At 70.4% G+C, this 25640-nt stretch carries 19 protein-coding genes; 6 read left to right on the top strand and 13 right to left on the bottom strand.

Annotated elements, in window-relative coordinates:
* Positions 1 to 11 precede the first annotated feature (11 nt).
* From tssI to LXT23_RS25410, 8 genes are all read right to left on the bottom strand, one after another.
* Positions 12 to 2156 (bottom strand): type VI secretion system Vgr family protein, encoded by a 2145-nt coding sequence (gene tssI, locus LXT23_RS25375; protein WP_253982867.1) that lies wholly within the window; start codon positions 2154 to 2156, stop codon positions 12 to 14.
* 31 nt (positions 2157 to 2187) lie between these two features.
* Positions 2188 to 3237, bottom strand: a complete 1050-nt coding sequence (gene tssG / locus LXT23_RS25380) for a type VI secretion system baseplate subunit TssG (protein ID WP_253982868.1) — start codon at positions 3235 to 3237, stop codon at positions 2188 to 2190.
* Positions 3201 to 4952: a type VI secretion system baseplate subunit TssF gene (gene tssF / locus LXT23_RS25385; RefSeq protein WP_253982869.1), complete on the bottom strand. Its 1752-nt coding sequence runs from the start codon at positions 4950 to 4952 to the stop codon at positions 3201 to 3203. Before tssF ends, tssG begins: the two co-directional genes overlap by 37 nt.
* A gap of 22 nt (positions 4953 to 4974) precedes the next feature.
* Entirely contained in the window at positions 4975 to 5370 is a 396-nt protein-coding gene (gene tssE, locus LXT23_RS25390; protein ID WP_253982870.1) for a type VI secretion system baseplate subunit TssE, read from the bottom strand.
* A 299-nt stretch (positions 5371 to 5669) separates the two neighbouring features.
* Positions 5670 to 7508, bottom strand: coding sequence for a MutS-related protein (locus LXT23_RS25395; RefSeq protein WP_253982871.1), 1839 nt, complete (start codon positions 7506 to 7508; stop codon positions 5670 to 5672).
* A gap of 60 nt (positions 7509 to 7568) precedes the next feature.
* Complete coding sequence (gene dgcA, locus LXT23_RS25400; protein WP_253982872.1) at positions 7569 to 8555, bottom strand: N-acetyl-D-Glu racemase DgcA; 987 nt, start codon at positions 8553 to 8555, stop codon at positions 7569 to 7571.
* A 6-nt stretch (positions 8556 to 8561) separates the two neighbouring features.
* Positions 8562 to 9599, bottom strand: coding sequence for an N-acetyltransferase DgcN (gene dgcN / locus LXT23_RS25405; protein WP_253982873.1), 1038 nt, complete (start codon positions 9597 to 9599; stop codon positions 8562 to 8564).
* Between the two features lie 144 nt (positions 9600 to 9743).
* Positions 9744 to 10091, bottom strand: coding sequence for an Mpo1-like protein (locus LXT23_RS25410; protein ID WP_253982874.1), 348 nt, complete (start codon positions 10089 to 10091; stop codon positions 9744 to 9746).
* A 288-nt stretch (positions 10092 to 10379) separates the two neighbouring features.
* On the opposite strand from LXT23_RS25410, the gene LXT23_RS25415 reads away from it, so the two are divergent.
* Positions 10380 to 11435, top strand: a complete 1056-nt coding sequence (locus LXT23_RS25415) for a zinc-binding dehydrogenase (RefSeq protein WP_253982875.1) — start codon at positions 10380 to 10382, stop codon at positions 11433 to 11435.
* 75 nt (positions 11436 to 11510) lie between these two features.
* Positions 11511 to 12605: a vWA domain-containing protein gene (locus LXT23_RS25420; RefSeq protein WP_253982876.1), complete on the top strand. Its 1095-nt coding sequence runs from the start codon at positions 11511 to 11513 to the stop codon at positions 12603 to 12605.
* A gap of 84 nt (positions 12606 to 12689) precedes the next feature.
* On the opposite strand, the gene LXT23_RS25425 is transcribed toward LXT23_RS25420, so the two are convergent.
* Entirely contained in the window at positions 12690 to 15599 is a 2910-nt protein-coding gene (locus LXT23_RS25425; RefSeq protein WP_253982877.1) for a Kelch repeat-containing protein, read from the bottom strand.
* 317 nt (positions 15600 to 15916) lie between these two features.
* On the opposite strand from LXT23_RS25425, the gene LXT23_RS25430 reads away from it, so the two are divergent.
* Both LXT23_RS25430 and LXT23_RS25435 read left to right on the top strand, forming a co-directional pair.
* Entirely contained in the window at positions 15917 to 16687 is a 771-nt protein-coding gene (locus LXT23_RS25430) for a metallophosphoesterase family protein (protein WP_253982878.1), read from the top strand.
* Complete coding sequence (locus LXT23_RS25435; protein ID WP_253982879.1) at positions 16687 to 17280, top strand: hypothetical protein; 594 nt, start codon at positions 16687 to 16689, stop codon at positions 17278 to 17280. Before LXT23_RS25430 ends, LXT23_RS25435 begins: the two co-directional genes overlap by 1 nt.
* Positions 17281 to 17360: 80 nt before the next feature.
* Here LXT23_RS25435 and LXT23_RS25440 read toward each other — a convergent pair whose 3' ends face one another.
* Positions 17361 to 19277 carry a sulfatase-like hydrolase/transferase gene (locus LXT23_RS25440; protein WP_253982880.1) on the bottom strand — a complete coding sequence of 639 codons (1917 nt, stop codon included), beginning with the start codon at positions 19275 to 19277 and terminating at the stop codon, positions 17361 to 17363.
* A 168-nt stretch (positions 19278 to 19445) separates the two neighbouring features.
* Between LXT23_RS25440 and LXT23_RS25445 the strand changes: the two genes are divergently transcribed.
* Together LXT23_RS25445 and LXT23_RS25450 are read left to right on the top strand one after the other, a co-directional pair.
* The gene (locus tag LXT23_RS25445) at positions 19446 to 20366 is read left to right on the top strand and encodes a LysR family transcriptional regulator (RefSeq protein WP_253982881.1); all 921 of its coding nucleotides are present in this window, start codon (positions 19446 to 19448) and stop codon (positions 20364 to 20366) included.
* A gap of 92 nt (positions 20367 to 20458) precedes the next feature.
* Entirely contained in the window at positions 20459 to 22033 is a 1575-nt protein-coding gene (locus LXT23_RS25450; protein ID WP_253982882.1) for an aromatic amino acid hydroxylase, read from the top strand.
* A 104-nt stretch (positions 22034 to 22137) separates the two neighbouring features.
* On the opposite strand, the gene mrpC is transcribed toward LXT23_RS25450, so the two are convergent.
* The 3 genes from mrpC to LXT23_RS25465 all read right to left on the bottom strand — a co-directional run bounded on the left by mrpC (position 22138) and on the right by LXT23_RS25465 (position 25584).
* The gene (gene mrpC / locus LXT23_RS25455) at positions 22138 to 22884 is read right to left on the bottom strand and encodes a Crp/Fnr family transcriptional regulator MrpC (protein ID WP_163999786.1); all 747 of its coding nucleotides are present in this window, start codon (positions 22882 to 22884) and stop codon (positions 22138 to 22140) included.
* Between the two features lie 264 nt (positions 22885 to 23148).
* Positions 23149 to 24603, bottom strand: a complete 1455-nt coding sequence (locus LXT23_RS25460) for a sigma-54-dependent transcriptional regulator (RefSeq protein ID WP_253982883.1) — start codon at positions 24601 to 24603, stop codon at positions 23149 to 23151.
* A 6-nt stretch (positions 24604 to 24609) separates the two neighbouring features.
* The gene (locus tag LXT23_RS25465) at positions 24610 to 25584 is read right to left on the bottom strand and encodes a sensor histidine kinase (RefSeq protein ID WP_253982884.1); all 975 of its coding nucleotides are present in this window, start codon (positions 25582 to 25584) and stop codon (positions 24610 to 24612) included.
* Between the last annotated feature and the right edge of the window lie 56 nt (positions 25585 to 25640).

Consider the following 25640-nt stretch of genomic DNA (forward strand, 5'->3'; position numbering starts at 1 on the left):
GGGGGGCTGGCTCACTGCCGCCCGCTGTCGGCCGGCGTCGGCGCCGTGGGCTGGGCGTCCGCTGGCGCCTCTGGCGCGGCCGCGTTCACGCCACTGCCACTGAGGGGGGCTCCTCCGCTGTTGAGGTTCACCACCGTCCCCATCACGGAGATGCTGGCCGGGTTGAGGGTGATGAAGTTGCCTCCCACCTTCAAGGTCAGGCCCTGGGACGCCTCGATGACCACGGTGGGCGCGCTCAGGTGAATCTCCTTGCCTGCTTCCAGCGCGTGGTTGCTGCTCACCTTGATCTGCAGGTCCTTGCCCACGGTGATGGACCAGGTGTCACCCACCTGCTCGTTGCGCTTGCCGCCCACCGACAGGTGGCTGTCCGCATCCACCTTCTCCTTGCGGCTGGCCTGGATGTGGACGTCCTGGTTGCCCGGCCCATCGATGCCGCCCACCAGCAGCTTCAGGTCTCCGCCGATGTGTTCCTGGCTGTGGCGATGCACCTTGAGGTTCTTGTCCCGGAAGACCAGCTCGTTCTGGTCGCCGACCTTCCCAGCCTTGCCCTCGCCGCCGATGGTCTGATGGCGGTCGTGGAGGATGTTCTCCATGGAGTCGTTCTTGACGTGCACGTCCATGTTGCGCTGGGAGTGGATGAACACCTGCTCCGCACCCTTCTTGTCCTCGAAGCGCAGCTCGTTGAAGCCCTCGCCTCCGGGCGAGGTATTGGTCCGCAAGGTGCTCTTGGTCTTCTCGTCAGGGAGCGGATAGGGCGTGGGATTGACTCCGTTGTACACGCGCCCCGTGATCAGCGGCCGGTCCGGGTCACCCTCGATGAAGTCCACCACCACTTCCTGGCCGATGCGCGGGATGAACATGCCGCCCCAGGCCTCACCGCCCCAGGGCTGGCTGACCCGCACCCAGCAGGAGCTCTTCTCGTTGCTCTTGCCCTCCCGGTCCCAGTGGAACTGGACCTTCACCCGGCCGAACTCGTCCGTGTAGATCTCCTCGCCCGAGGGCCCCACCACGATGGCCGTCTGGATGCCCCGAACCACCGGCTTCGGCGACACCCGCGCCGGCCGGTACGGCACGTCCTCCGGCAGACACGAGAAGTGGTTGGAGTAGCTCAGCTGCCCCTCCGACCCCGACTCCTCCTCCAGCACTTGCGGCTGGTAGCCCTCGTGCGCCACCCCCGTCAGCAGGTAGCGGCGGTTGAAGAGCTTCCGGGCATGGCCCGCCAGCGTGAACAACCCTCCGGGCACGAAGCGCTCGCAGTCGCTCTCCCCGTGCCCCTCCACCCGCAGCGCCTGCCACTCCTCCATCCGCACCTGCGCCAGCGTCGCCCCCTTGCCCGGCGAGCCCCGGCCCGGAAGCTGGTACTCGCCGGGGTAGTCGTACACCTCCAGGTCCGTGTCCTTCGCCCCCGTGCCCTTCACCTCCATGGACATGTTCGGCCGCTTGAAGTTGAAGTCGCGCAGCGCCACCTGCCCCGGCTGCACCTCCTCCGTGAAGCGGAAGCGCTCCACGTGGTCCCCGTCCGTCACCATCCCCGTGCTGTGCCGGAAGGGAATCTGCTCGGCCGGAATCGCCTTGAAGGCGCTCGCGGCATCTCCCATCACCAGCACGTGCCCGTCCGGCGAGTGCTCGAAGAAGTAGAAGATGCCGTCTTCCTCCATGAGCCGGCTCATGAAGGCCCAATCCGACTCGCGGTACTGCACGCAGTAGTCCCGCGGCTCGTAGCTGCCGCTCAGCGCCACCCGGTACTGGTCTGCCGCGATGCCCGCCGTCGCCAGCACCTTCTTCAGGATGTCCGGCGTCGTCATCCCCTGGAAGATGCGGCAGTTCTGCCGGTGCCTCAGCCGCCACACCTGCGGCACCAGCGTGGCGCGGTACAGCGTGAAGCGGGGCAGCGCCTGCACCTGCTCGAAGCGGCACACCAGGCCGTGCACGCTCCGGGGCCCCTTGTCTCCCAGCACCGTCAGCAGCGCCGGCTTGCCGACGATGCTGTCGAAGTCCAGGGAAGGGCTCATGCTGGCCAGCTCCAGGTGGAACTCGAAGAGGCCGGACACCGCCTCCTGCCCGGAGAAGCGCGTCACCCGCAGCTCGTCCGCGCAGCCAGTCACCATGAACCGGAACACCGCCGTGCTGCTCAGGAATGAGGACCTTGCGACCATGATGACGGACCTCGAAAGCGAGGGGAGGGGCTCACAGCGAGCCGGGAACACTCACGTGCATGCGCCGGTTCGTGCCAATCCACGTGTCCCGGCCGAGCCGGCGCGGCGCGCTGCCAGAAAGCTGGAAGGACTGCTGCACGCTCTCCGCCAGGAACAGCTCGAAGCTGTACTCGAGCGGGTCGCGGATGAAGAGCTCCACCAGCGCGCGCGCCTGCGGGAAGAGGTCTCCTTCCGGCAGCAGCCGCTGCCACGTGCGCGGCGGCAGCGGACCCATCTCGATGTGGAAGCGCCCCGTGCGGTCCATCGCCTTGCTTCCCAGCAGGAAGTTGCGGCCGAGCTGGTGGTGCGCCCGCCCCAGTTGCGTGCGCGCGTCGATGTCCACCCACCGCCCCACGAACTGGCGCACCGAGACTCGCGCCTCGCCCAGGTGCTCGCCCAGCAGGTCGGTCAGCGCCAGCTCCAGCCGCTCCGCCGAGCGTGTGTGGCACGCCAGCAGGTGCGCGATGCGCAGGAGCCGCCAGGGTTGCAGCGTGCCCGGCTGCTCCGTCTTCTCGTAGGTGTCCAGGCCCGCCAGGCTCAGGATCCGCCGGGACCACTCGTCCGTGCAGTCCGAGGTCAGCTCGCTCGTCACCCGGTAGCGGCAGAGCACCCGGAACAAGAGTGACAGCAGCCGGTGGTGGAACAGGTCCAGGAACTCGCGGCGGACGGGGCGGTCCGGGTCCTCCTGCGCCACCTCCTCGGCCAGCTGCGAGGGCAGGGGACTGCTTGCGCCGGTGAGCCCGAGGAAGGTGGTGACCACCTCGAACAGCGGTCGCTTCGAGTCCGGGACGTCCGGCCTGGCGGGCAGCTGGCGCAGGGAGAGCGCGCTGACATCTCCCGAGGCGAAGGCCAGCGACGGGTCATGCCGGAAGCGGATGCGCTCCTCCACCACCGGCCCGAGGTCGCCGACGCGGACCGCCTCCGGCGTCAGCCGCTCCAGGTAGGCCACGAGCTCGAAGAAGCCGAACTGCGAGGCCTGCGGGGCGAGCTGCTGCGCCGCCGCGGCTAGCAGATCATCTTCGCGCCGTTGCGCGGTGCCCACGTGTACTCCGTCTGAGAGGGGAGGAGGCGGATGGCCAGCTCATGGAACGCGTTGAGCGTGACGTTGGTGGCGAGCAGCTCGTCGAGGATGCAGCCGAAGAGGAAGGCGTCTCCCACGCCCAGGAAGCCGGACTCATCCAGCTCCAGCGTGGTGCGGTTGCCGCGCACGGCCACGCCCTCCAGGAAGCGGGTGCCCGCGCGCACCTGGGCCGTGCGCAGCGCGTTGATGCGCAGCCGGTTGGTGCGCGCCGCCAGGTTGTCCGTCAGCGCATGGAAGTTGTAGAGGTCCAGCAACCGCCGCAGCCCCGCGGCGTCCGACAGGGACTGCTGGTTGGCGGCCAGGTGCGACAGCAGGCGCCAGTGCAGCTCGGTGCCCAGCGGCGGCCGGGTGGGGCGACTCACCGGGGTGATGTTGCGGAAGCGGGCGTTGATGGGGGAGGAGGGCGTGGGCAGGCAGACGTCTCCCACCTGGAGCCGCGCGGGCAGGGAGCGGTTGGTGCACGTCAGCTCCACCGACAGCAGCTCCTCGCCGAGCGGCGCCGCCACGTCCCGGGCCGTGTCCAGCTGCAGCCACGTGTCGATGCCCTCGTGCACCGGCGACAGGGCGCGCCGCAGGCGGTAGAAGGTCCGCTGCCGGTCCTCCTCGGCCATGGCATGGGCGAAGTCGTAGAAGGGCTTGTAGTGGTGCCGCTCGTTGCGGCCCGTGCGGATGCCCGTCACCGAGTCCACCGAGTAGATCTCCGCGTGCTCGGCGGGCAGGTCCGCGGCCCGCAGCAGGTGCTCGCGGTCCAGCGTCCGGTGGCGGACGGGGTGCGCCGAGGCGGGGAAGAGGTTGATGGCCGGCGCGCAGTGGAGCCGGAACGTCTCCCGGCCGATGCGCGCCTCCGTCGCCGGAGGGCGCTCCAGCAGGAAGGACACCTCGAACCGGTCCTCCACGATGATGCCCCGGGCGGCCTCCAACTGCCGCACCTCGAAGAAGACGAACTTGTCCGGCAGCGTGAGGTACTCCTGGAGCTGCCGGTAGCCCTCGGGCGCATGGGGCCAGGGCAGCAGGCGGAAGTCCCGGTCGAAGCCGACGGGGTGGACGGCGCCCGGCCCCAGCCGCACCGTGCGCCCCGAGGCGCCGCGCAGCTCCACGCCCCGGCAGTAGCGCAGCAGCCAAAGGAGGATGTGCGAGCTGGTGACCAGCTCCGCGTGGATGAACAGCCTCAGGCTGCCGCCGGGCTTGAAGAGCTCCGCGCGGCCCTGCTCGGTGGTCTCGAAGACCAGGTGCAGGACGGGCGACGTGGCGGAGGAGCGGTCCAGCACCACGTCCTCCAGGGTGACGGGCAGCAGGTCCACGTCCGCCGTGGTGCGGAAGGCGCAGGAGGTGCCGTCCACGGGGCGCGCCGCCAGCTCCGTGCCCGCCGCGACCCGGGTGCGCCCGCGCAGGGCCCGCAGCTGCGGCGTCAGCTCGACGATGGTGCACGCCGGCAGCGGGCGCAGGTAGTGCGGCAGCAGCAGGTCCGCCAGCACATGCACCAGCTCGGGGATGTCGTTTTCAACCCGCTCGCGGATGCGCGCGGTGAGAAAGGCAAAGCCTTCCAGGAGGCGCTCCACATCCGGGTCCGCCCCACCTTCGATGAGGTGGCCGGCCACGCCTGGATTGGAGAGGCCAAAGGCACGCCCCAGCTCGCGCAGGTAGGCGAGCTCACTCATGTAGTACTTGCTGAACATTCTTTATCCCAGGGGCAGAGCTTCAGCTCAGCTCTATCCGCCCATTGGTTCCCACACGCGTGCGCAGGCGCACGAGCCCCTGCGAGTCTGGGTGAACGAGCTGCGCGGTGATTTCGAATTGCAATGCGAAGGGGTCGCCTTCGCCCTCCACGTGGAGGACGAAGACGTTGTTCAGCCGCGGCTCGAAGGTTTCGATGGCCTGCTGAATGGAGGCCTGCATCCAGTGGATGGCCGCTGGAAAGCTGTGGACGACGTCGTTGAAGTCCCGAATGCCGTAGTCAGGGTTGGCCGCGACCTGCCCCTTGCGCGTGTTGAGCAGCATTTTCAGGTGCTCGACGACGGTGTCCACCGGGCTGGTCTGGCGAAGGGCATGAGGATCCGCCAGGTCAAGGCGGGAGAGAAGTCCGCGGATGGCCATGCGCCAGGGCTCCTGGGGTTCGCATTGGCCACCCATGGCGGGGTGAGCTGGCGAACGATGGAATGCGCGACTTCTGTCTTAGCTGGACCTATCGACCCTTTCAATGCTCAGTCAGAAACAAATGTCTGCTTATTTTTCGCCCTGAAAAGTATGTCTTGCTTGGAATTATGAAGGAGGAGCGGGCGTCAGATATGTCATTGCCCGCCAGGGTAAATCCTGACACAGCCTGGGTGAAAACTGACGTCACGCCTCGAGCGATTGGCTCGCTTGTGGTTGAGCGCTCGCTCCGCGGTGTGGGCTCAGTGCGCCGGAGCCTCGGGGTCGTCCACGGGCACGCCGGCCAGCCGCAGCACGCGCAGCGCATTGGTGGTGTCCACCACGCCCTGCCGCAGCCGGTAGTCGAACACCATCTTCCCGTCCTCCAGGTGGTCCCGGAAGTGGACGTTGACCACGTGCGCCCCGGGCTCGTCCGAGAGCACGGCCAGGGACAGGTCGTGCGTCGTCACCGCGCCGATGGCGCCGGTGCCCAGCAGCAGCCGCAGCACCTCGCGCGAGGCAATCTGCCGCTCGCGGGTGTTGGTCCCCAGCAGGATTTCATCGAGCAGGAACAGCGCCTGTCCCTTCGCCGCCTGCGACGCATCCAGCACCGCCTTGATGCGCTGCACCTCCGCGTAGAAGTAGGACACGCCGCGCTCCAGCGAGTCCTTCACCCGCATGCTGGTGAGCACCTGCAAGGGCGACAGGCGGAACGACTTCGCGCACACCGGCGCGCCCGCCAGTGCCAGCACCACGTTGGTGCCCAGCGCACGCATCAGCGTCGTCTTGCCGCTCATGTTGGAGCCGGTGATGAGCAGCGCATGCGCCGGGCCCGGCAGGGACACGTCGTTGGGCACCGGCGCGTCCAGCAGGGGATGGCCCAGCGCCACCGCCTCCACGCGAGGACCCTGCGTCTCCAGCACCGGCCAGGCGAAGTCCGGCCGGTCATGCGCCAGGCCCGCCACGCAGGACAGCGCCTCCAGCTCCGCGAGCCCCTCGAACCAGTTCCGCACGTCCTTCCCATGCTCCGCCCGCCAGCGCTCCAGGGCGAACAGCGCGTGGACGTCCCACAGCGTGAGCCAGTGGATGACGGGGTGGAACTGGTGCCGCTTGAACTCCACGAAGGAGTACAGCCGGCTGAAGCGCTTGAAGTGCGCCGACACCGGCTTCTTCCCCGACTGCTGGAGCCCCACCTGGAGCTTGCGCAGCAGCGGATGCTCGAAGCGCTGGCCCTCCACCCGCTCGAACAGGGGCGCGTAGCGGACGAAGCCGCGCTCGCCCACCTCCACCGCCTCATCCATGGCCCGCAGCGCCCGGCGGGTGATGAGCGCCACCGCGAGCTGCGCGGCCAGGCCCGCCCACACCGCGCCGTCCGGCAGGATGCCCAGCTTCTCCAGGACGTACACCGTCAGCGTCACCAGCGGCAGCACCACGGCCACCGGCCGGGCCCAGCGGATGGAGTCCAGCGAGGGCCCCGCCTCCGCCCAGCGGATGAAGAGGCCCGGCTCCGCCTTCTCCTTCGCCACCACCCGCGAGTCCACGCAGAGGTCCTGCCGGAAGTCCACGCGCGGAGCCAGCTCGCGCGCCGCGCCCTGCCGCGCCTCCACCTCGGCCGCCGGAGCGGGCGCGGACAGCCAGGACGCCAGCCGCTCCTCGCCCGCGCGCGTGGCCGTCTCGTTCATCAGCTGGAAGAGGCTGCCCTGGCCGAAGACGTCCAGGTCCGGCGTGAAGAGGTGGCCGGGGGACAGGAAGCGCTCACCGCGCTCGGTGAACTCGTGCCACCCCCTGCCGAGTCGGGCCAGGCCACGCTCGTTGAGCAGCACGTACAGCTTCGCCCGGGCCTCGCGGCGGAAGACCTGGTGGTGGAGGACGGCGAGCACGCCATAGACGAAGACGGCGCCGGCCGCGGCCCACCACCACACCTTCGGCAGCCGACCCGCGAAGATGAGGCCCGCCGTCACCGCGGCGACGAGGAAGGCCAGGGTGCGCAGGTTGGCATAGCGGGCACTCACCCGGTCCAGGGCGGCCAGGTCCGCCTGCGCGGAGGCGCGGCGCTCGGTGTACGTGCGGTGCGGGGAGGGGCTCTCGGCGGTGGCGGACACGATGGCCGCGCATGCTGTGCGCCTACGGGCCCCAGGGCAAGCGACACCTGTACGCCCTGTTCAGCCCCAGAGCTCGCGGGGCGCCCAGAACATGTTGCTCCCCTCGAACCGGATGCCCGGCTCCCTGTCGCGAGCGAGCAACAGCGGCCCGTCCAGGTCCACCACGGCGGCGTCCCGGGCCACCAGCATCGCCGGTGCCATGGACAGCGACGTGGACACCATGCAGCCCACCATGAGCTGCAGGCCCTCCGCCCGAGCGGCCTCCGCCAGCGCCAGCGCCTCCGTCAGCCCCCCGGTCTTGTCCAGCTTGATGTTGATGGCGTCGTACTTCCCCAGCAGCGTCCCCAGCCCGTGCCGGTCATGTGCGGACTCGTCGGCGCACACCGGGACGGCCCGGCGCATGCCCACCAGCGCCCCGTCATTCCCGGCCGGCAGCGGCTGCTCCACCATCACCACGCCCAGCTCCGCGCAGGTGTCGAGCAGGGCCGGCAGCTCCTCCGGCTTCCACCCCTCGTTGGCGTCCACGATGAGCCGGCTCGCCGGTGCCCCCGCGCGGATGGCGCGCAGCCGCTCGATGTCGCTCTCCCCGCGCCCCAGCTTCACCTTGAGCAGCGGCCGGTGCGCGGCCTTCTCGGCGGACTGGCGCATCGCCTCCGCCGTGTCGAGGCTCAGCGTGTACGCCGTGACGAGCGGCCGCGGCGCCTCGGGCCTGCCCAGCAGCTTCCACACGGGCTGGCCGCTCCGCTTGGCCTCCAAATCCCACAGGGCACAGTCCAGCGCGTTGCGCGCCGCTTTCGGCTCGAGCACGTCCGCTACGCCGTCACGGCCGAGGCCCGCCTCGATGCGGGGGCGCGCCGCCTCGAGCGCCGCCATGACGCCGTCCAGCGTCTCGCCATAGCGGGCATAGGGCACGCACTCGCCGCGCCCCACCGCGCCGTCCTCCTCCAGCGTCACCACGACGACCTCGGCCGACGTCTTCGAGCCCCGGGAGATGGTGAAGCTGCCGGCGATGGGCCAGCTCTCATGCCTGACGGTGAGCTTGCGCATGGGCGGTCAGCCCTTCGTGGGGAAGCGGCGCACCAGCTCGTCGACCAGGGGGCCGACGCCGGTGCGGATGGGGTCCACGCAGGGCAGCCCGTACTCGCGGCCCGTCCGCGCCAGCAGCTCCAGCGCCTCCGGCTCCGCCAGGTGCTCGGTGTTGATGGCCAGGCCCGTGCACTCGATGCGCGGGTTGGTGAGCTGGCCCTCCAGCACCGTCCGGTCGATGACGGCCTGGATGGAGGGCAGGGCGTGCTGGACGCCGCGCATCCTCGTGCGCGTGGGCTCGTGGCAGACGACGAACGCGTCCGGCTGTGCGCCGTGCAGCAGGCCCAGGGTGACGCCCGCGAAGGACGGGTGGAAGAGCGAGCCCTGGCCCTCCACCAGGTCCCAGTGGTCCACGTCGTTGGCCGGGGTGAGCCACTCGGCCGCGCCAGCGACGAAGTCCGACACCACCGCGTCGATGGCCACGCCCCGCCCGGAGATGAAGATGCCCGTCTGGCCCGTGGCGCGGAAGTCCGCCTCGAGGCCCCGGGCGCGCATCTCCTTCTCCAGCGCGAGCACCGTGTACTTCTTCCCCACCGAGCAGTCCGTGCCCACCGTCAGCAGCCGCAGGCCCGGGCGCTTCGTGCCCTTGCCGGTGGCGAACTCCATGTCCGGGATTCGCACGTCGTGCAGCTTGCGGCCGTTGCGCGCCGCCGCCGCGGCGATGGCGGGGAAGGAGCTCAGCCGCTTGTGCAGGCCCGTGGCCACGTCCATGCCCGCGTCGAGCGCCTCCACCAGCTTGCCCACCCAGTGCTCCGGCAGCACGCCGCCCGCGTTGGCCACGCCCACGATGACCGTCTTCACGCCCTTCGCCTTCGCCTGGGCAATGTCCATGTCGGGGATGCCGCAGTCCGCCTTGCAGCCCTCCAGCCGCAGCTGCCCCACGCACCAGTCGGGCCGCCAGTCGACGATGCCGTGCGCCGTCTTCGCCGCGAGCTGATCCGGCACGTCACCCAGGAACAACAGGTAGGGCTTTTCAATCTCCACCGTGCGACCTCCGAGCCCCATGTCCGGGGGCTGTGGGCCGGGCGTTTCAGCATGCTCCAGGCAAGCCCGCAAGAGTCCTGAAAGCCCCGCGAAACCAGCCGGAGCCGGCTCCCAGGTTGGCGCACGCCTTCCTGCTCCCGGGCGCTGCTGTCGCGTGCAAGTCCTTCAGGACGCGAGGGCCGTGGGCTCGGCGCTCTGCCCCGAGTGGAGCCCCTCGCGGCCGGACACCTTGGCCGCCCACCACCGCAGGCCCACGAACAAGAAGCGCCAGTCCTTGAAGAACTCGGGCGGCTTGCGCTCGAAGGCGTGGCCCACGAACTGGAAGGCCCAGCCCACCACGAAGAGGCTGGCGGGGACCTTCCAGAGCCCGCGGACGAAGGGCGACGCCACCATCAGCGGCAGCGACGACGCAATCATCGGGATGCCCACGGTATGGCAGAAGCGGTTGACCGGGTGCGTGTGGCTCTTCGAGTACTCCGAAATCCACTCTTCTGAAGTGCGGTTGCCGAGCATGCGCTCACGCTATTCACCATGCGTCATGGCAGGCAGGCGTCCACCCGAGGCCCGACCGTCATCCTGGCGAGCAGGCGCCCCCCGTCTCCATGGGTTCCGCTCTGCGGAACGAAAGAGGTGCGGATGTTCGGGGCTGAGCGCTGGTGGCGCCGTTCCTCGCCCAGGCCTCGCGGGGTGGCTAGCATCCGGCCCTTCCAGGGCCCGGCGGGCTGACAGCTTTGGCTCCGCGCTGTCGCGGGCCGGCGTCCTCCTTCCGGCGCCGAACGCTGCTGCCAGGAGGAGCCGACGATGAGTGGTGCCAACCAGCGGATGATGCGGGCCGCGCGCTTCGATACCGCCGCCCGGACGCTGACGGTCCAAGACGTCCCCGTGCCCGCTCCGGGGCCCGGCCAGGTGCGGGTGCGGGTGAAGGCCTGTGGCATCTGCCTCTCGGATGCGCACCTGCTCGACGGCTCGCTGAAGTCGCCGCTGCCCGTGGTGACGCCCGGGCACGAGTCCTCGGGCATCGTCGACGAGGTAGTCCCGGGCGTGCCGTTCTGGAAGCCGGGCCTGCGAGTCGCCATGGCCGGGGGCAGGCCGTGCGGGCGCTGCCCGAAGTGCACCAACGGCCGGCTCCAGGAGTGCCTCGCGTTCGAAATCATGGGCTTCCACTACGACGGCGCCTGGGCGGAGTTCGTCGTGGTGCCGTACTTCGCGCTGTCCCTCATCCCGGACCACCTCCCGTTCGAACAGGCCGCCATCCTCGCGGACGCGGTGGCCACGCCCTACGCGGGGCTCGTGGAGACCGCCCAGCTCCGGCCCGCGCAGTCCATTGGCTTGTGGGGGATTGGGGGCCTGGGCGTGCACGCGGTGCAGATTGCGCGGATGGTGGGCGCGGCGCCCATCCTCGCCTTCGACACGAACGAGGCGGCGCGGGCCCGGGCGCTGGAGTTCGGCGCGGATGCAGCCTTCGACCCGCGTGAGCCGGACCTGCGCAAGAGGGTGCTCCAGTACACCCAGGGGCTGGGGCTGGACGTGGCGGTGGACCTGGTGGGCGCCAACGCCGTGCTGGCCCAGGCGGCGTCATGTCTCGGCCGCCATGGCCGCGTGGTGATGGTGGGCCTGTCCCCGGAGCCCATCCAGATGGGGCCCGGCGTCCTCTTCGGCGTGCAGTCCCACGCGATGCTCGGGCACCTGGGCTACGAGAAGAAGCACCTGGACGACCTGGTGACGCTGGTCGGTACGAAGCGGCTGGATGTGTCCCGCTCCGTGACGGCGACGATGCCGCTGGAAGAGGTGGCTCGCGGCGTCGAACGGCTGGTGAAGAAGGAGGGAAACCCCATCCGGCTCGTCATCACGCCGTGAGCGCCGGGACGGCCCTCGAATGTCAGACGTGCCGCGTATGGTTGTCCTCGTCGCCACACACGAGGGGGCAACCACATGGGCACGTCTGTCATCGATAATCGCGTCGAGATTGTCTTCAGCTTCGACACCACCGGCAGCATGTATCCGTGTCTCGCGCAGGTGCGCAAGAAGCTGCGGGGCACGGTGTCCCGGCTGATGAAGGAGATTCCCGGCATCCGCATCGGTGTCATCGCGCACGGGGACTACTGCGACGCGGGCTCCACCTATGTCACCAAGGTGCTGGACCTGACGGACGACGAGAACGCCGTCGTCCGCTTCGTGGACCGGGTGTCGCAGACGGGCGGCGGTGACGCGCCGGAGTGCTACGAGCTGGTGCTGCGCGAGGCGCAATCCCTGTCATGGACGGTGGGCTACACGCGGGCGCTCGTCCTGATTGGCGATGACGTGCCCCACGCACCGAACCAGAACCCGAAGAAGCTGGACTGGCGCAAGGAAGTGGATGCGCTGGGGAAGATGGGCGTGCCGGTGTACGGGGTGCAGGCGCTCGCGCGCCGCCACGCGACGCCCTTCTACAAGGAGCTGGCGGAGAAGTCGGGCGGCTTCCACCTGAGCCTGGACCAGTTCGCCCACGTCACCGACATGCTGCTGGCCGTCTGCTACAAGCAGTCCTCCGACGCGCAGCTCCAGGCGTACGAGGTGGAGGTCGCGAAGGAGGGCCGCATGAGCCGCGGGCTGAACGCCATGTTCAGCACCATGCTCAGGCGCAAGACGCCGTCGCTCTACGGAGCGGCGGACCTGCGCGCGGTGCCTCCGGGCCGCTTCCAGGTGCTGGACGTGGACCGGGCCATGCCCATCAAGGACTTCGTGCAGGAGAACGGCCTGGGCTTCAAGACGGGCCGCGGCTTCTACGAGTTCACCAAGACGGAGACCATCCAGGGCCACAAGGAGGTGGTGCTGATGGACCGCAAGACGGGCGACCTCTACAGCGGCGAGCGGGCGCGAGAGCTGCTCGGGCTGCCGGAAGGCGAGACGGTGCGCATCCGCCCCGCCAACCTGGAGAAGTACGTCGTCTTCGTGCAGAGCACCTCGGCCAACCGCAAGCTGATGGGCGGCTCGAAGTTCCTCTACGAGGTGGAGGACTGGGACGGCGTGACGTCCGCCGCGGCGTAGGCGTGACGGGGTGAGCTGCCCGTCACGCCCCGCGACGAGGACCGGGGCGCCGTCTTCCGGGCGGCGCCTCGCCTTCACGTCACCTCAGGGGGCCGCCGGGGCGCGCACGTACACGTAGGGCTGCACCCCCGACCAGGCGTCCGGCTGCGACCACTGCAGGGAGAAGTCGTCGTAGTCGAAGCCGCCGGTGAAGAAGCCCGTCTCCACGTACCAGGACACGCGCTGTCCGGGCGGACGGGGCCGCGACGGGGCGAGGGTGCTCGGCTCCGGGAGCTGGAACGTCACCGGCACGTCGCCCAACGGTGCCAGATACACCCAGTCGTCCGGGGCCTCCGCGGCGCCAATGCCCACCCGCAGCAGCTGTGCGCCCTCCGGTGGCGTGAGCGACCAGGACTCGCCTTCGACCACGGGCGGCTCGCCGCCCAGGCACTCCGCGACGCCGGGTGCGACTGACGTGGGGGCGCGGGGAATGACCAGGGGCTGGGTGGGCGCGCCTTCCCAGTTGAGCGTCGCGGTCTCGCACGCCGTCGGCGTCTGCGCCCACAGGCTGGCGTTGAACCGCTGGGCCGAGCCCGGTGACACTGCGAAGGTGTTGAACTGGAGGCTGGGGCCCTCGAAGTCGAACAGGCTGACGAAGCCATTGGCGGCCCCCGGGAAGCCAGGGCGCTGCCGCGTCACCCCGCCCGCCAGCGAGTGGACCTCCGTCCACGACGCGGGGAGCGTGAAGGTGGCCGTGGTGGTGATGAGTGGCAGCGGCCCTGGCGGGAAGCGGAGGTCCAGCGACGTGTCGACCGTGAGCGGGCCCACCATCCCGAGGTCCACGTAGGACAGGGGCGCGGGGGGGAAGGCGCTCCGGTCCGAGACGTAGGCGCTGATCATCAGCTTCTCGCCGGGAGGCACGTCCGCCACCTCGTAGGTGCCGGCGCCGTTCACCAGGCTCACGCGCGCAAAGCCCCGGTAGCCGGAGCTCCCCACGACGTTCACCGAGGCCTGGATGCGGGTGCCCACCGCGCCTCCGGACAGGCTCCCCGACAGCCGCACCGTCGGGCCGGTAGGCGCCGGCGGAGCGTTGCGCCACGTCCACTGGCCCGTGGCGGGCGCGAAGGTCCAGACCTCGCCGCTCATGGCGTTGGTCGCCTGCCTGGCGCCCCCCGCGAGGAGGAGCTGACCGCTCCGCGCATCCGACAGGAGCGCGTGGCCATGGAGCCGGGGTGGGGCCCCTGGCGCTCCATCCGGAACCCGCGTCACCCAGGCGCCGTCCCGGAGGACCAGCAGGTCGTTCTGGTCCTGCCCGGCGACCTGACCTCCGAAGGCGTACAGCTCACCGGTGCCCGCGTGGAAGGCCATGGCGAAGTCCCGGCGCGCCGCCGGCAGCGGGGGCAGGGGCCTCCAGGTGTTGTCCGGCGGGGAGTACGCATGGCAGTCGGCGAGCTCGGCCGCGGCGGGGCCACGGCCTCCGCAGACGACCAGCTCTCCCTGGACCGGATCGAACGCGGCGCCCGCGCTGTGGCGCGCCTGCGGCCTCGGGCCGGAGGGGAACCGCCGCGTCCAGCCGTGCGTCTGGGGCGCGTACTCCCAGAGGTCGTCGAGCGGAGCCACGGCGCCCCGTGACAGGCCGCCGAAGAGGAGGACGCGTTCGCCCGAGCCGTCTCCGCTCATCACCGGCGACATCCGGGCCTCCGGGCCTTCGACGTCCCACCGGCTCCAGGTCCCCGTGTCCGGCGCGTACTCCCACGTTTCCCGAAGGTCCGAGGAGTCACGGCACGAGATGCCTCCGAAGACGACGAGGGTGCCGCGCGCGAACGCCCCGGCGCCGTAGACCCGCGAGGGCATGATGCCCGGCATGCCGTGAGGCACCGGCTCCTGCCAGGCGTTCGCGCTGGCCTCGTCGAGCTCCAGCACGTTGTCGATGCACCCCCAGGTGCCCAGGGCGTTGTAGCCGCCCGTGACGAGGCTGCGCCCGGTGGCGGGGTCGGTGGCGGAGACGAAGCCCGTGCGCGGCATCGGCAGCGAGGCGTCCGTCATCGACAGCGTCACCAGCGCGGCGTTCACCTTCGCCATCGTCAGGTTCTGCAGCTGCCTTCCATTGGCGGTGACGTCCACCGTGTCGGAGGCGCCATCGAGCCCCAGCCCGGTGAAGACGACCTTGCCAGCCGCATCGCTGAGGGCCTGCCTCGGCGGGTCATACTCCTGGCCATTCCGGCGCACGCGGACGCCCACGCCCGCCAGCCTCCGCCCGTCGCTGTCGACGGTGAAGACGGTGAGGGTATCGGTCAGCGGGCTGCCCCGGGGCGGGACGCTCGCGGTGCCACCTCCGGTGATGGGGCGCGGAGTGACGACCTCCAGTGGAAGCGCCCGCTCCACGGCGCGGCCCGCCGCGTCCGAGACGCGCACCGTCACCGCGTAGCGGCCCGCGCTGCCCTGGGTGGGGACTCCGGAGAGGGTGCCGGCGGTGGTGTCCAGGGAGAGGCCCTCGGGCAGGGGGCCCGCGCTGAAGACGAGGGGCGGCGTCCCGCCTCGCGTCGCCACGCGCACCGCGGTCTGGGGCGCGGCGAGCCAGGTGATGCCCTCGGTGGCCGTCGGGAAGGACTCCGAGGCGAGGACGAGTCCGGACTGGACGACGAGCCCCAGCGCCTTGCGCGCGGACTGGGTGCCGTCCGTCACCTCCACGATGAGGACGGACCGGCTCTCGGTGATGGGCGTGCCGGACAGCGTCCCCTGTGGTGAGAAGGTCAGCCCCACGGGCAGCGGTCCTGAAACGAGCCTCCATTCATGCCGAGGCCTGCCACCGGTGGAGGTCAGCGTGGCGACGTAGCCCACGCCCGACTCACCCGGAGGCAGCGAGTTCGTGGTGATGAACAGCGGTCGTGAGGCCTGAAGCACCGCGCTACGGCGGGTGGACAGCTCTTCAGCGCCTGGCTGGTGCTCGGTCGGGGCCTCCTGGCAGGCCGTCAGGGCCAGCAGCAGGGCACACCCCAGGTAGATACGGTTCATTGCAGACTTCCCCATGGATTGCCGTGGTACGTCCAATGGAGGCACGGCAGCGCCAGGTGCGTGGGCACACGGGCCTCGGCGTGTCGTGACTCCGCAACTGCCGCCGGCCCGCGGCACGCGGGAACATCGCAAATCACTCACATGAAACGCAATGCCTGCCTTCCGACAGACGGGCGGACGCGCCACGGCGGCGAGGGGACCCGGGACGCGAGGCATCTGTCCGGGAGTCGATGGGACCGGGGTGCTCCGCTGGGGACGCATCGATTTGTGGGCACCGCGAGTTGAAGACGGAGGAACCGGCCCTTAGCTGGAGTGCCGTGCGTTTCTGGGTTCCATGGCTGCTGCTCTGCGCGGGCTGCGGCGCTCTCGAGTTCCACCCCTACGAGCTGCGCGGGGCGGACCGGGACCGGCATGCCGCGTCGCTCGAGCAGCTGCGGCGCGATGCGCATGAGGGGCCCTTGCGCTTCGCGGTGCTCGGAGACATCCAGCTCTTCCTGGACGACTCGGCGTCGGCCATGAAGGACCTGGAGCGGCACGACGTGGACTTCGTCGTGCAGCTCGGGGACCTGACCGAGTTCGGCTCCGCGCAGGAGTACGACTGGGTGGCGCGGCTCCTCGACAGGCTGCCGGTGCCGTCCTTCGCCGTCATCGGCAACCATGACGTGCTCGGCAACGGCGCGGACATCTACCGGAGGGCCTTCGGGCCGACGTTCTTCTCCTTCCGCCACGCGGGGAGCCGCTTCGTCCTCTACGACTCCAACTCGCGCGAGTATGGCTTCCCGGGGAACGTCCCGGACCTGGAGGCCCTGCGTGACGCGCTCGAACCGGAGCTGGGCATCGCGCACACCTTCACCTTCTCCCACGTGCCTCCGGGGCATGGCGACTTCGATGCCTCCCTCGTCGAGCCGCTGGAGCAGCTCCAGGCCGAGCGCGGCATCTCCATCTCCTTCCACGCGCACATCCACGACTTCCGCGACGAGGTGCGGCGGGGCGTGCGCTACTTCGTCGCGGACTCGCTCGACCACCGCAACTACCTGCTCGTCACGGTGCAGGGTGGGGTGGTGGAGGTCGAGCGGGTCTTCTACTGATGGCGGCGCGGTGGCATTCGCGCGCCCTCGCGCTCGCCTTGCTCCTCCTGGCGCTCGACGTGCGCGCGGAGGGGCCTCCGGACGAGCGGCCCTGGTACGTCCCGGACCATGCGGCGCTCCAGCTCGCGGGCTCCATCGGCCTGCTGTCCGCGGGGCCCGGGTGGGGCTTCCTGGACGACGCGCTGGATGCACAGCTGCTGCTGGGCTGGGCACCACCGGCCGTGGCGGGAGAGGACTTCCTCACCGTCACCCTCAAGGGGCAGTGGCACCCGTTCCGGCTCCGGTGGAGCGGCTGGAGTGTGCGGCCCCTCACGGTAGGGCTGCTGCTCAGCTACACCTTCGGTGATGAGTACTTCGTGACGCTGCCGGACCGCTACCCGGACGGGTACTACTGGTTCAAGACGGGGCTGCGACCCGCCCTGCTCCTGGGTGGCAGCGTGGGGCGGCCGGTGCCCGCGCTGGGCCTGCGCAACCTGGAGGGCTACGTCGAGCTCGTGGCCACCGACTACCGCCTGGTCCACTTCCTCCGGAACCCCGTCACCGTGGAGACGGGGCTGTTCTCGCTGGCGCTGGGCGCGCGGCTCCGGTTCTGACGGGGCACCGCGGGCTCGCGGCGCCCGTGTCTTCTCAGGGCAGCACGAGGCTCGCGGCGGCGGGCGCGGAGCGTGTCTGTTCAGGGCAGTGCGGGGCTCGCGGCGGCGGGCGCGGAGGCCGGCACGGAAGCGGGCGGCTCCTTGTCACCGCGCAGCCGGCGGAGGATGCGCGGGGCCTCGGCGGCGAAGCGGGCCTGCCCGTCCGGCAGCGGCTGGTCATGGATGTCGGTCAGCTCGGTGCCGGGGAGTCCCGCGCCGAAGCGCACCTTGAGCTTCTGTCCGATGAGCGCGTAGCGCGGCTCCCAGCCGATGGTGGTGAGCAGGTAGCGCTCCGGGTCCGGCCGGCTCATCGGAATCCCGTCGCCCAGGTCCGCCGGGTCGTGGGTGTCGCCGAGCAGGTCGAACAGCGTGGACACCACGTCGATGTGGCCGGTGACGGCGTCCACCTCGCCCGGGGGGAGCCGCTCGTCGAACATCAGCATGGGGACGTGGAGCTGGGACGCCGTCACGTCGCTGGCGTGGCCGACGCGGCCGTGCTCGCGGAACTCCTCGCCGTGGTCCCCGGTGAAGAGGATGAGCGGCCGGGTGCCGCGCACGGCCTCGAAGCGGGACAGCAGCGCCTCCACCTTGGTGTCCACCTCGTAGGCCGCGTTCCACGCGCGGGCCTTGAGGTGCTCCGCCGGCACGCGCGCCGTGGCGAGGCCACCCTTGCCATCCCACGCGGGGGAGAACACGGCCGAGCGCGGCGGATAGTCGTAGTCGAAGTGCGTGCCGGCGAAGAACAGGAAGAGGAACAGGGGCGTGTCCTTCGGCGCCGTCTCCACCACCGCGAGCGCGTCCTTCACCATGGCGGCGTCGCGGACGTGGCTGCGGCCCTGGTAGTCGGTGCGCAGCCCGCCCTGCACGTCGCGGAAGACGGTGTCCTTCAGCCCCATCCAGTCCACCGAGGACGCGGCGAAGAAGGCCTGGTGGTAGCCATTGGCCTTCAGCGCCGGGAAGAGCAGCGGCGTCCGCCCGGCGCCCACGACGGCGTCACGCCGCTGGGCCTCCAGCCCGAAGAAGAGGCTGAAGAGGGAATAGTCCGTGGAGCTGGCCGCGCTGTGGTGCAGCAGGAAGCGCGTCCCGCTGCCCGCCCTCCGCCACAGGTACGGCATCACGTCCGGACGGAAGAAGTCGTCGCGCAGGCTCTCCACCAGGATGACGACGATGTCGGGGCGGCGCGTGAAGCGCACGGCGGTGGGGTCGATGGTCGCCGCGGGGACGCCGGCCTCCGGGCTCACGCCCAGGCGCAGGCCCGCGGCGGGCGGGTGGCCGGTGAGGCGCACCAGCAGCGTGTTCATCCGCACGGGCGCCTGGAGGGGCAGGGTGGTGGCCGCATGCTGGACGGCGCCGCCGTGAGCGAAGATGAGGTACGCGCTCAGCAGGCGCTCCCCGGCGCAGAGGGCGAGGAGCACGAGCACCGCCCGGAGCACCCGGTGCGGCCCCTGGCGCCGCCGCACGAAGCGGACGCCGGCCCAGACGTCGAGCCCCAGCAGCACCACCGCTCCCAACGCCGCCAGCCAGACTTCGGAGGAGGACAGGCCCGTCTCCGCCAGCGCGCGCGGCTGGAGCGCCACCGCCAGCACCAGGCCGTTGATGTGGAAGCCGAGGGACGACAGCACCAGCGCGTCCACGCCCAGCATCGCCACGGCCACCGCTGAGAGCACGGGCGGGACGAGCGCATAGCGGCGGCCCAGGGACACCAGCGGCAGCGTCACCACGAACGTCAGCAGCCCGAGGAACAGCGCCTGGACGACGCTGCCCGCCAGCAGCAGCGGCCGCAGTGAGGGGGCGAGCCGCTCCACCGCGGACAGCAGCGAGCCTCCGAAGAGCAGGAGGGAGACAAGGCCGTGCAGCACGCACCAGAGCAGCGCGGGGCCCAGGAGCGGTCGGGCCTCATCCCACCGGCGGCGGAGCCCCGTGCTCGCGGCGGGAGAGGCGTGAATCGGGTGTGACATCGCGGTTCCTGCTAGCCCGCTCCCGGCGGATGTTCAAGAAGTGACGGAAGCCCGCCTGCCCCCCTTCCCGGGAGGCAGGGAGGCCGGACGCTGCCCTTCGAGGCCCGGGTGCGAGCGCGTGCCACAAGCCGCGTGTCGCACGGGAAGGCCGGTGCCAGGATGCGCCGCATGCCCCCGCGCAAGCTCGTCCGGCACCTCGTCTGGTTGGAGTCCTTCGCCGCCGCGGTGGAGGCCGGCAGCATCGAGGCCGCGGCGGTGCACCTGGGCGTGGCGCGCTCCGTGGTGAGCGAGCACATCCGCGCCCTGGAAGAGGCGCTGGCGGAGGGCGCATCCCTCCTCGAGCGGGGCCCCGGCCGCCGGCTGCAGCTCACCGCGCGCGGTGAGCGCCTGTTCGCGGGGACGCAGACGCCGCTGCACCAGCTGGACATGAAGCGGCTGAGGGATTTGGCCAGCGCCGAGCCGGTGGTGCGCCTGGGCCTCAATCCCACCCTGTCGCTGTCCCTGCTCGGCAACGTCGCCCGCGAGGCCGCGGCCACCGGACTCAAGCTGGTGCTGAGCTTCGGCGGCCCCCACGAGCTCACCCGGCAGGTCCAGACGCGACAGCTCGACCTCGCCCTGGACTTCACCCCGCTGCCTCCCCACGAGGGAGTGGAGTCGGAGTCCCTGCTGCGCATGCCCTTCGTGGTGCTCGCGGGCCCGGAGAACGCGCTGGTGCGTGACGCCGCCTCCCGACGGACGCTGCACGTGAAGGAGCTGGAGGGGCAGCCCTTCGTGGACTGGCTGCGGGACGACCCCTATGGAGGGGCCAACAGCGCCCGCTTCACCACCCATGGGGTGACTGTCGTGGAGGTGGCTCGCGCGGAGAGCTTCCTCCTCATCTATGAGCTGCTGCGCGCCTTCCATGCCTGCGCCATTGCCCCGGACCTGCGCCTGATGCACCCCTTCCCACCCGATATCCGGGCCTGGCCCCTCCGGGAGGAGGAGCCCCAGGCCGTGGAGGTGGTGGCCCTCTGGCCCTCGGGCTCCCTCAGCCCAGGGGCCGGGCGGCTCCTGGACGGGCTGCGTCGCCCTCTCATGGGTGGACGATAAAACGACGAAGACGTCGGATTCTGTCGGATTTCCGTTTTCCCCTGGACGCGCTATCTTCATTGGATAGAAGATTACGTCAGGGGTGAACAACGATGACTCCCACGGAACGGACGATTGCCCGCCTCCCCGCCCATCTGCGGCGCTACGTGGTGAGCCAGGACTACGCGGCTTACACGGCTCGGGACCAGGCCGTGTGGCGCAACATCCTGGGCAAGCTGCGCGGCCACCTAGCAGACAAGGCCCACCCCGTCTACCTGGAGGGCCTGGCGGCGACGGGCATCGGCGCGGAGTGCATCCCCAGCCTGGATGAGATGAACGAGAAGCTGTCGCGGCTGGGCTGGGCCTGCGTGGGCGTGCGCGGCTTCATTCCCCCCGCCGTCTTCACGGAGCTCCAGGCGCTGGGCGTGCTGGCGATTGCGGCGGACATCCGCACGCACGAGCACATCGAGTACACGCCGGCGCCGGACATCGTCCACGAGAGCGCGGGCCATGCGCCCATCATCGCCAACCGCCGGTACGCGGAGTACCTCAAGGCGTGCGGGCTGGTGGGCTTCAAGGCCATTGCCAGCGTGGAGGACCAGGCCGTCTTCGAGGCCATCCGCAACCTGTCCGTGGTGAAGGAGGACCCGGAGGCCACCGAGGAGGAGGTCTCCCACGCGCAGGCACGCCTGGAGGCGGCCAGCGCCAGCCGCCGCTACGTCAGCGAGAGCACCCGGGCCAGCCGCCTGTACTGGTGGACGGCCGAGTACGGCCTCATCGGCGACGTGGAGCGCCCGCGCATCTACGGTGCCGGCCTGCTGTCCAGCATCGGCGAGGCGCACCACTGCCTCACCCCCGAGGTGAAGAAGCTGCCGCTGAGCGTGGCCTGTGCCGACACGGAATACGACATCACCCGGATGCAGCCGCAGCTCTTCGTGGCGCGCGACTTCGAGCACCTCTTCGAGGTGTTGAACGAGTTCGAGTCCACCATGGCGTGGAAGCGCGGCGGGGACTTCGGGCTGGAGGAGGCGCTGCGCGCCCGCACCGTCAACCACCTGGTGCTGGCCGACGGCCGCGAGGTGACGGGCAAGGTCGTGGGCATGGTGGCCGCGCCGAAGCCGGTGGCGGAGGGACTGTCCACCGCGCTGGTCCGCCTGGACGGCCCCATCCTCGCGTCGCGCGGGGGCAAGGCCGTGGACGTCAAGCCGTGGAATGGTCAGGCCCTGGTCGCCTTCGGCGCGGGGAAGCTGCCCGAGCGCGGCGCCTTCAAGCTGTCGCTGGAGAGCGGCCTGGAGCTGGAGGGCTTCGCCACCGACGGCGGCGAGGTGCTGGTGCTGCGAGGCCGGATGGAGGGGCGCCCGCTGGAGCTGCCCGCGGTGGCCCGGCTCTTCATCACCTCGCACCTGCCCTCGGTGGCGGGCGGCCCCGCGGACCCGGAGTCGTGGGACCGCTGGTTCGGTGAGCTGAGCGCCTTCTCGGAAGGGGACGGAGAGGCGAAGGCCCGCTCGCGCAAGGCCCTGTCCCTGCACCCGTCGCTGGCCGCGCTCTACCGCGAGGTCCGGCAGATGCGCGAGGCTCGCGCCGTGAAGCCCGAGCGGCTGGCCCAGATTGCCGCCGCCGCCACGGACTTCCCCGACGACTGGCTGCTGCGCACCGAGGTGGAGGAGCTGCGCGCGCCCCGCGCCTGAACGAAACGTCGAGTCGCGGGCCCTGAACGCACCACGGGCCCGGCCACGCATGCTCCGCGCGGACAGGCCCGAGGGTGAAAACCGCTGGAGCGGTGAGCCGGAGCTCACTTCTCCTTGGAGGCAATCTTGCGCAGCGCCTTCTGGTCGCGCACGCAGAGGATGCGGCCGACGTTGCCGAGCACGCCCTCGCGCTTCATCTCGTTGATGAGCGTGGACACGAAGGAGCGCGAGGCGCCGACAAGGTCCGCGAGGTCCTGCTGCGTAATCCCGCGCAGGTCCGTCTCACCGCCGTGCGGGCAGCGCTCGCCGTGCGCCTCCACCAGCGTGAGCAGGGTGTCCGCCAGGCGGGCCGGAACCTCCTTGAAGGTCAGGCCCAGCACGCGCTTGCGCAGCGAGCGAACGCGCTCGGCGTAGGCGCGGACCACGTCCACCGCCAGGGCCGGGCGGGCCTCGAGCTGGGCGCGGAAGTCACGGCCCTCGATGCTCCACACCTCGGCCTCACCCGCGGCCACCGCCATCTCCTCGATGGGCGTGCCCTCGGGGCGGAACAGCTCGCCGAACAGGTCGCCCGGGCGGAGGATGGACACCACCGAGCGGGTGCTGTTCTTGCCAATGCGCATCAGGCGCACGCGGCCGGACTTCAGCAGGTAGACGCGGTCCGTGTTGTCGCCGGGGCGGTAGATGGTGGAGTTGTGCGGGAAGGACTCGACCTTGAAGTACCCCTTGAAGTCGATGGCCTCCTGCCCGGGGATGAGCTTGTTCGCGGTGACCATCATCCCGGAGCTCGTCGTCTGCAGCGGCGCCACGACGTTGGAACCGATAGGGCCGAGGGGGCGATTGAAACCGTGCATGGCATTCACTCCAGGTAGGGAAGGTAGGGAAAGACTGGCCGTCTGCTTCGGCGGCGAACGGGCCTTCCCTTCTCCAAGTTACGTGCCAAGGGGGAATGAAGTGCTAGTGGGGTAACACATCCAGGAATGCCGGGTACTTAGCGCTACAGGTCCGCATCACCCCAGGCTCTGTGTCCAAAACCTGAAACAGAACGTTCAAACAGTATGATCAAGTTGAACGAAACGTTCAAACCCGAGGGCTGAGTGTCGGAGCAGTAACAGTGTTCAGGAAGCATCCTTCACGGGGAAGGTGTGCACTGAAGGGCCCTGTCCCTGTGCGAGACCGTACTTCTGGAGCTTGCGCTCCAGGGTAGGGCGGCTGATTCCAAGAATCTGGCAGGTACGACCCTTGTGCCCCTTCGTGACGGCCATCGCACGGGCGATCAGCTGCCGCTCGGCCTCTTCCAGGGTGGGGATGAGGCTGACATCGTCCACGGCGGGGGCGGCGAACATGGAGCCCGCCGTCATGGGGCGGCCCGCCTCGGGCGCGGCGGGAGGCACGTCCAGGGCGGGCAGGTCGTCCCCGCGCAGCACGTCGCCGGGGGCGAGCACCACGGCGCGGGTGAGCACGTTCTCCAGCTCGCGCACGTTGCCGCGCCAGGGCAGCCGGGTGAGGCGCTCCATGACCTCCATGGGCACGCGGGTGACGCGCTTGTGGACCTTCTCGTTGATGCGCTCGAGCAGGTGCTTCACCAGCGGGGGAATGTCCTCGCGCCGCTCGCGCAGCGGGGGAATCAGGAGCGTAATCACCTTGAGGCGCTGGTAGAGGTCCTCGCGGAAGCGGCCCTGGGCCACCTCCTCGGAGAGGTTGCGGTGGGTGGCGGCGATGACGCGCGCGCGCAGCTTGATGCGCTTGACGCCGCCCACGCGCTCGAACTCGCGCTCCTGCAGCACGCGCAACAGCTTGGCCTGGAGCATCAGCGACATGTCGCCAATCTCGTCCAGGAACACGGTGCCTTCCTCGGCCACCTCGAACTTGCCCTGCTTGCCGGCGGTGGCACCGGTGAAGGCGCCCTTCTCGTGGCCGAACAGCTCGCTCTCCAGCAGCGTGTCGACGATGGCCGAGCAGTTGATGCCGATGAAGGGGCGGGGCTCGTCGTACGAGTAGTTGTGGATGACGCGGGCGATGAGCTCCTTGCCGGTGCCGCTCTCGCCGGTAATCAGCACGGTGGCGTGGCTGCCGGTGACCTTGCCAATCTCCTTCACCAGCTGCTGCATGGACGGGCTGGTGCCCACGATGTCGCCCAGGCGGGCGGCGGAGTTCTCCCGGTTGACCTCGTCCGCGCGGCGCGACAGCTGGCGGTACTCCAGCGCGCGCTCCACCACCAGGTCCAGGGCAGCCGGGTCCGGGAAGGGCTTGTGGATGTAGTCGAAGGCCCCGGCCTTCATGGCCCGGATGGTGGTCTCCATGTCGTGGTAGGCGGTGACGAGGATGATGCGCGCGTCCCCGCACAGCCCCTTCATCTCCTCGATGATTTCCAGGCCCGTGCGGTCCGGAAGCATCATGTCGAGGATGACCACGCTGGGCATGCTGTCCTGGGCGGCCCTGAGCCCCGCGGCCGCGCTGGTGGCGGTGGCCACCTGGTAGCGCGGCTGGCCATCGTGCTCGATCTCCTCGAAGTGCATCTTCAGCGTTTCGAGGAGCGAGACGTCGTCGTCGACGATGAGAAGGGTCTCCATGGCGTCTCAGGTGGCGAACGTCAGCGTGAAGATGGTGCCCGGCGTGGAGCTGCCCTCGGCCGCCAGGTCCCCGCCCTGGCCCAGCATCACCCGGCGCAGGGCCGCGAGGGACAGGCCCGCCCCCCGGGCCAGCCGGGAGCCGAAGGGCTCGAAGAGGGTGTTGCGCTCCTCCGGGGGCAGGGCCGCGGCCGGGTCGTTGAGCACCATTTGCACCTGGCCCGGGGGTCCGCGGCGCAGGGCCACCTGCACGGGGCTGTCCTCGGGCTGGCCCATGGCGACGTTGAGCAGCACCTGCGCCAGCACGGGCCGCAGGCGGTTGGGGTCCACGCGCACCTTCGGCAGGTCCGGCTCCTCGTCCACGCGCACCTCGATGCGGCGCTCGGCCAGCTCCGGGGCCACCATGCCCGTGGCTTCCTGTAGCACCGAGCGCAGCGGGTGCGCGTCCAGGTTGGGCGTCGTGTCGCGGCCGTACTCGGACAGCAGCCAGAGCATCCGCTCCATGGTGCGGATCTCCCGGTTGGCGATGGTGAGCCGGCGCTTGTCCCTGTCGTTCAGCCCGGTGTTCCGGGCCAGCGTCTGCACCGCCATCTTCACCGAGGACAGCGGGTTGCGAATCTCATGGCTGAGCGACGAGGACAGCCGCGAAATCTGCACCGGCGGGGCGCCTTCCAGCACGGCATTCAGGTCCAGCACCCCGGCACAGGCCTCGCCGCCGTCCAGGCCGAGCGTCAGCCGCAGGGGGATGGGGTCCTCGCCGCCGAGCCGCGCGGAGATGAACTCCACCACCCGCCGGTCCTCGCGGGCCCGGGCGTCCAGCTCCCGGGCGCGCTCGGCCGACACGCCGAGCGCCACGTACAGGGGACGCTCCAGCAGCTCCTGCGCCGGCTGACGGAGGATGTTGGCGGCATCGCCCTCGACGCGGGTCACCCGCAGGCTTGGAGACCAGGCGAGCAACACGGCTTGCAAGAGTTGGGCGTTCATTTGATGGGGCTGAAACATACCGAGTAAGGTCGCGTGCTGTCCCTATGTCCATCACG

It is taken from the genome of Pyxidicoccus xibeiensis, from assembly GCF_024198175.1.
GTDB lineage: Bacteria > Myxococcota > Myxococcia > Myxococcales > Myxococcaceae > Myxococcus > Myxococcus xibeiensis.

Excerpts from the sequence above, each read along its gene's own strand:
- LXT23_RS25415 (WP_253982875.1), top strand. The coding sequence starts at position 10,380 with ATGAGTGGTGCCAACCAGCGGATGATGCGGGCCGCGCGCTTCGATACC.
- dgcN (WP_253982873.1), bottom strand. The coding sequence starts at position 9,599 with ATGGGGCTCGGAGGTCGCACGGTGGAGATTGAAAAGCCCTACCTGTTG.
- LXT23_RS25440 (WP_253982880.1), bottom strand. The coding sequence starts at position 19,277 with ATGTCACACCCGATTCACGCCTCTCCCGCCGCGAGCACGGGGCTCCGC.
- LXT23_RS25465 (WP_253982884.1), bottom strand. The coding sequence starts at position 25,584 with ATGAACGCCCAACTCTTGCAAGCCGTGTTGCTCGCCTGGTCTCCAAGC.
- tssI (WP_253982867.1), bottom strand. The coding sequence starts at position 2,156 with ATGGTCGCAAGGTCCTCATTCCTGAGCAGCACGGCGGTGTTCCGGTTC.
- LXT23_RS25445 (WP_253982881.1), top strand. The coding sequence starts at position 19,446 with ATGCCCCCGCGCAAGCTCGTCCGGCACCTCGTCTGGTTGGAGTCCTTC.
- dgcA (WP_253982872.1), bottom strand. The coding sequence starts at position 8,555 with ATGCGCAAGCTCACCGTCAGGCATGAGAGCTGGCCCATCGCCGGCAGC.
- LXT23_RS25420 (WP_253982876.1), top strand. The coding sequence starts at position 11,511 with ATGGGCACGTCTGTCATCGATAATCGCGTCGAGATTGTCTTCAGCTTC.
- LXT23_RS25425 (WP_253982877.1), bottom strand. The coding sequence starts at position 15,599 with ATGAACCGTATCTACCTGGGGTGTGCCCTGCTGCTGGCCCTGACGGCC.
- tssE (WP_253982870.1), bottom strand. The coding sequence starts at position 5,370 with ATGGCCATCCGCGGACTTCTCTCCCGCCTTGACCTGGCGGATCCTCAT.
- LXT23_RS25435 (WP_253982879.1), top strand. The coding sequence starts at position 16,687 with ATGGCGGCGCGGTGGCATTCGCGCGCCCTCGCGCTCGCCTTGCTCCTC.
- LXT23_RS25450 (WP_253982882.1), top strand. The coding sequence starts at position 20,459 with ATGACTCCCACGGAACGGACGATTGCCCGCCTCCCCGCCCATCTGCGG.
- mrpC (WP_163999786.1), bottom strand. The coding sequence starts at position 22,884 with ATGCACGGTTTCAATCGCCCCCTCGGCCCTATCGGTTCCAACGTCGTG.
- LXT23_RS25460 (WP_253982883.1), bottom strand. The coding sequence starts at position 24,603 with ATGGAGACCCTTCTCATCGTCGACGACGACGTCTCGCTCCTCGAAACG.
- LXT23_RS25410 (WP_253982874.1), bottom strand. The coding sequence starts at position 10,091 with ATGCTCGGCAACCGCACTTCAGAAGAGTGGATTTCGGAGTACTCGAAG.
- tssF (WP_253982869.1), bottom strand. The coding sequence starts at position 4,952 with ATGTTCAGCAAGTACTACATGAGTGAGCTCGCCTACCTGCGCGAGCTG.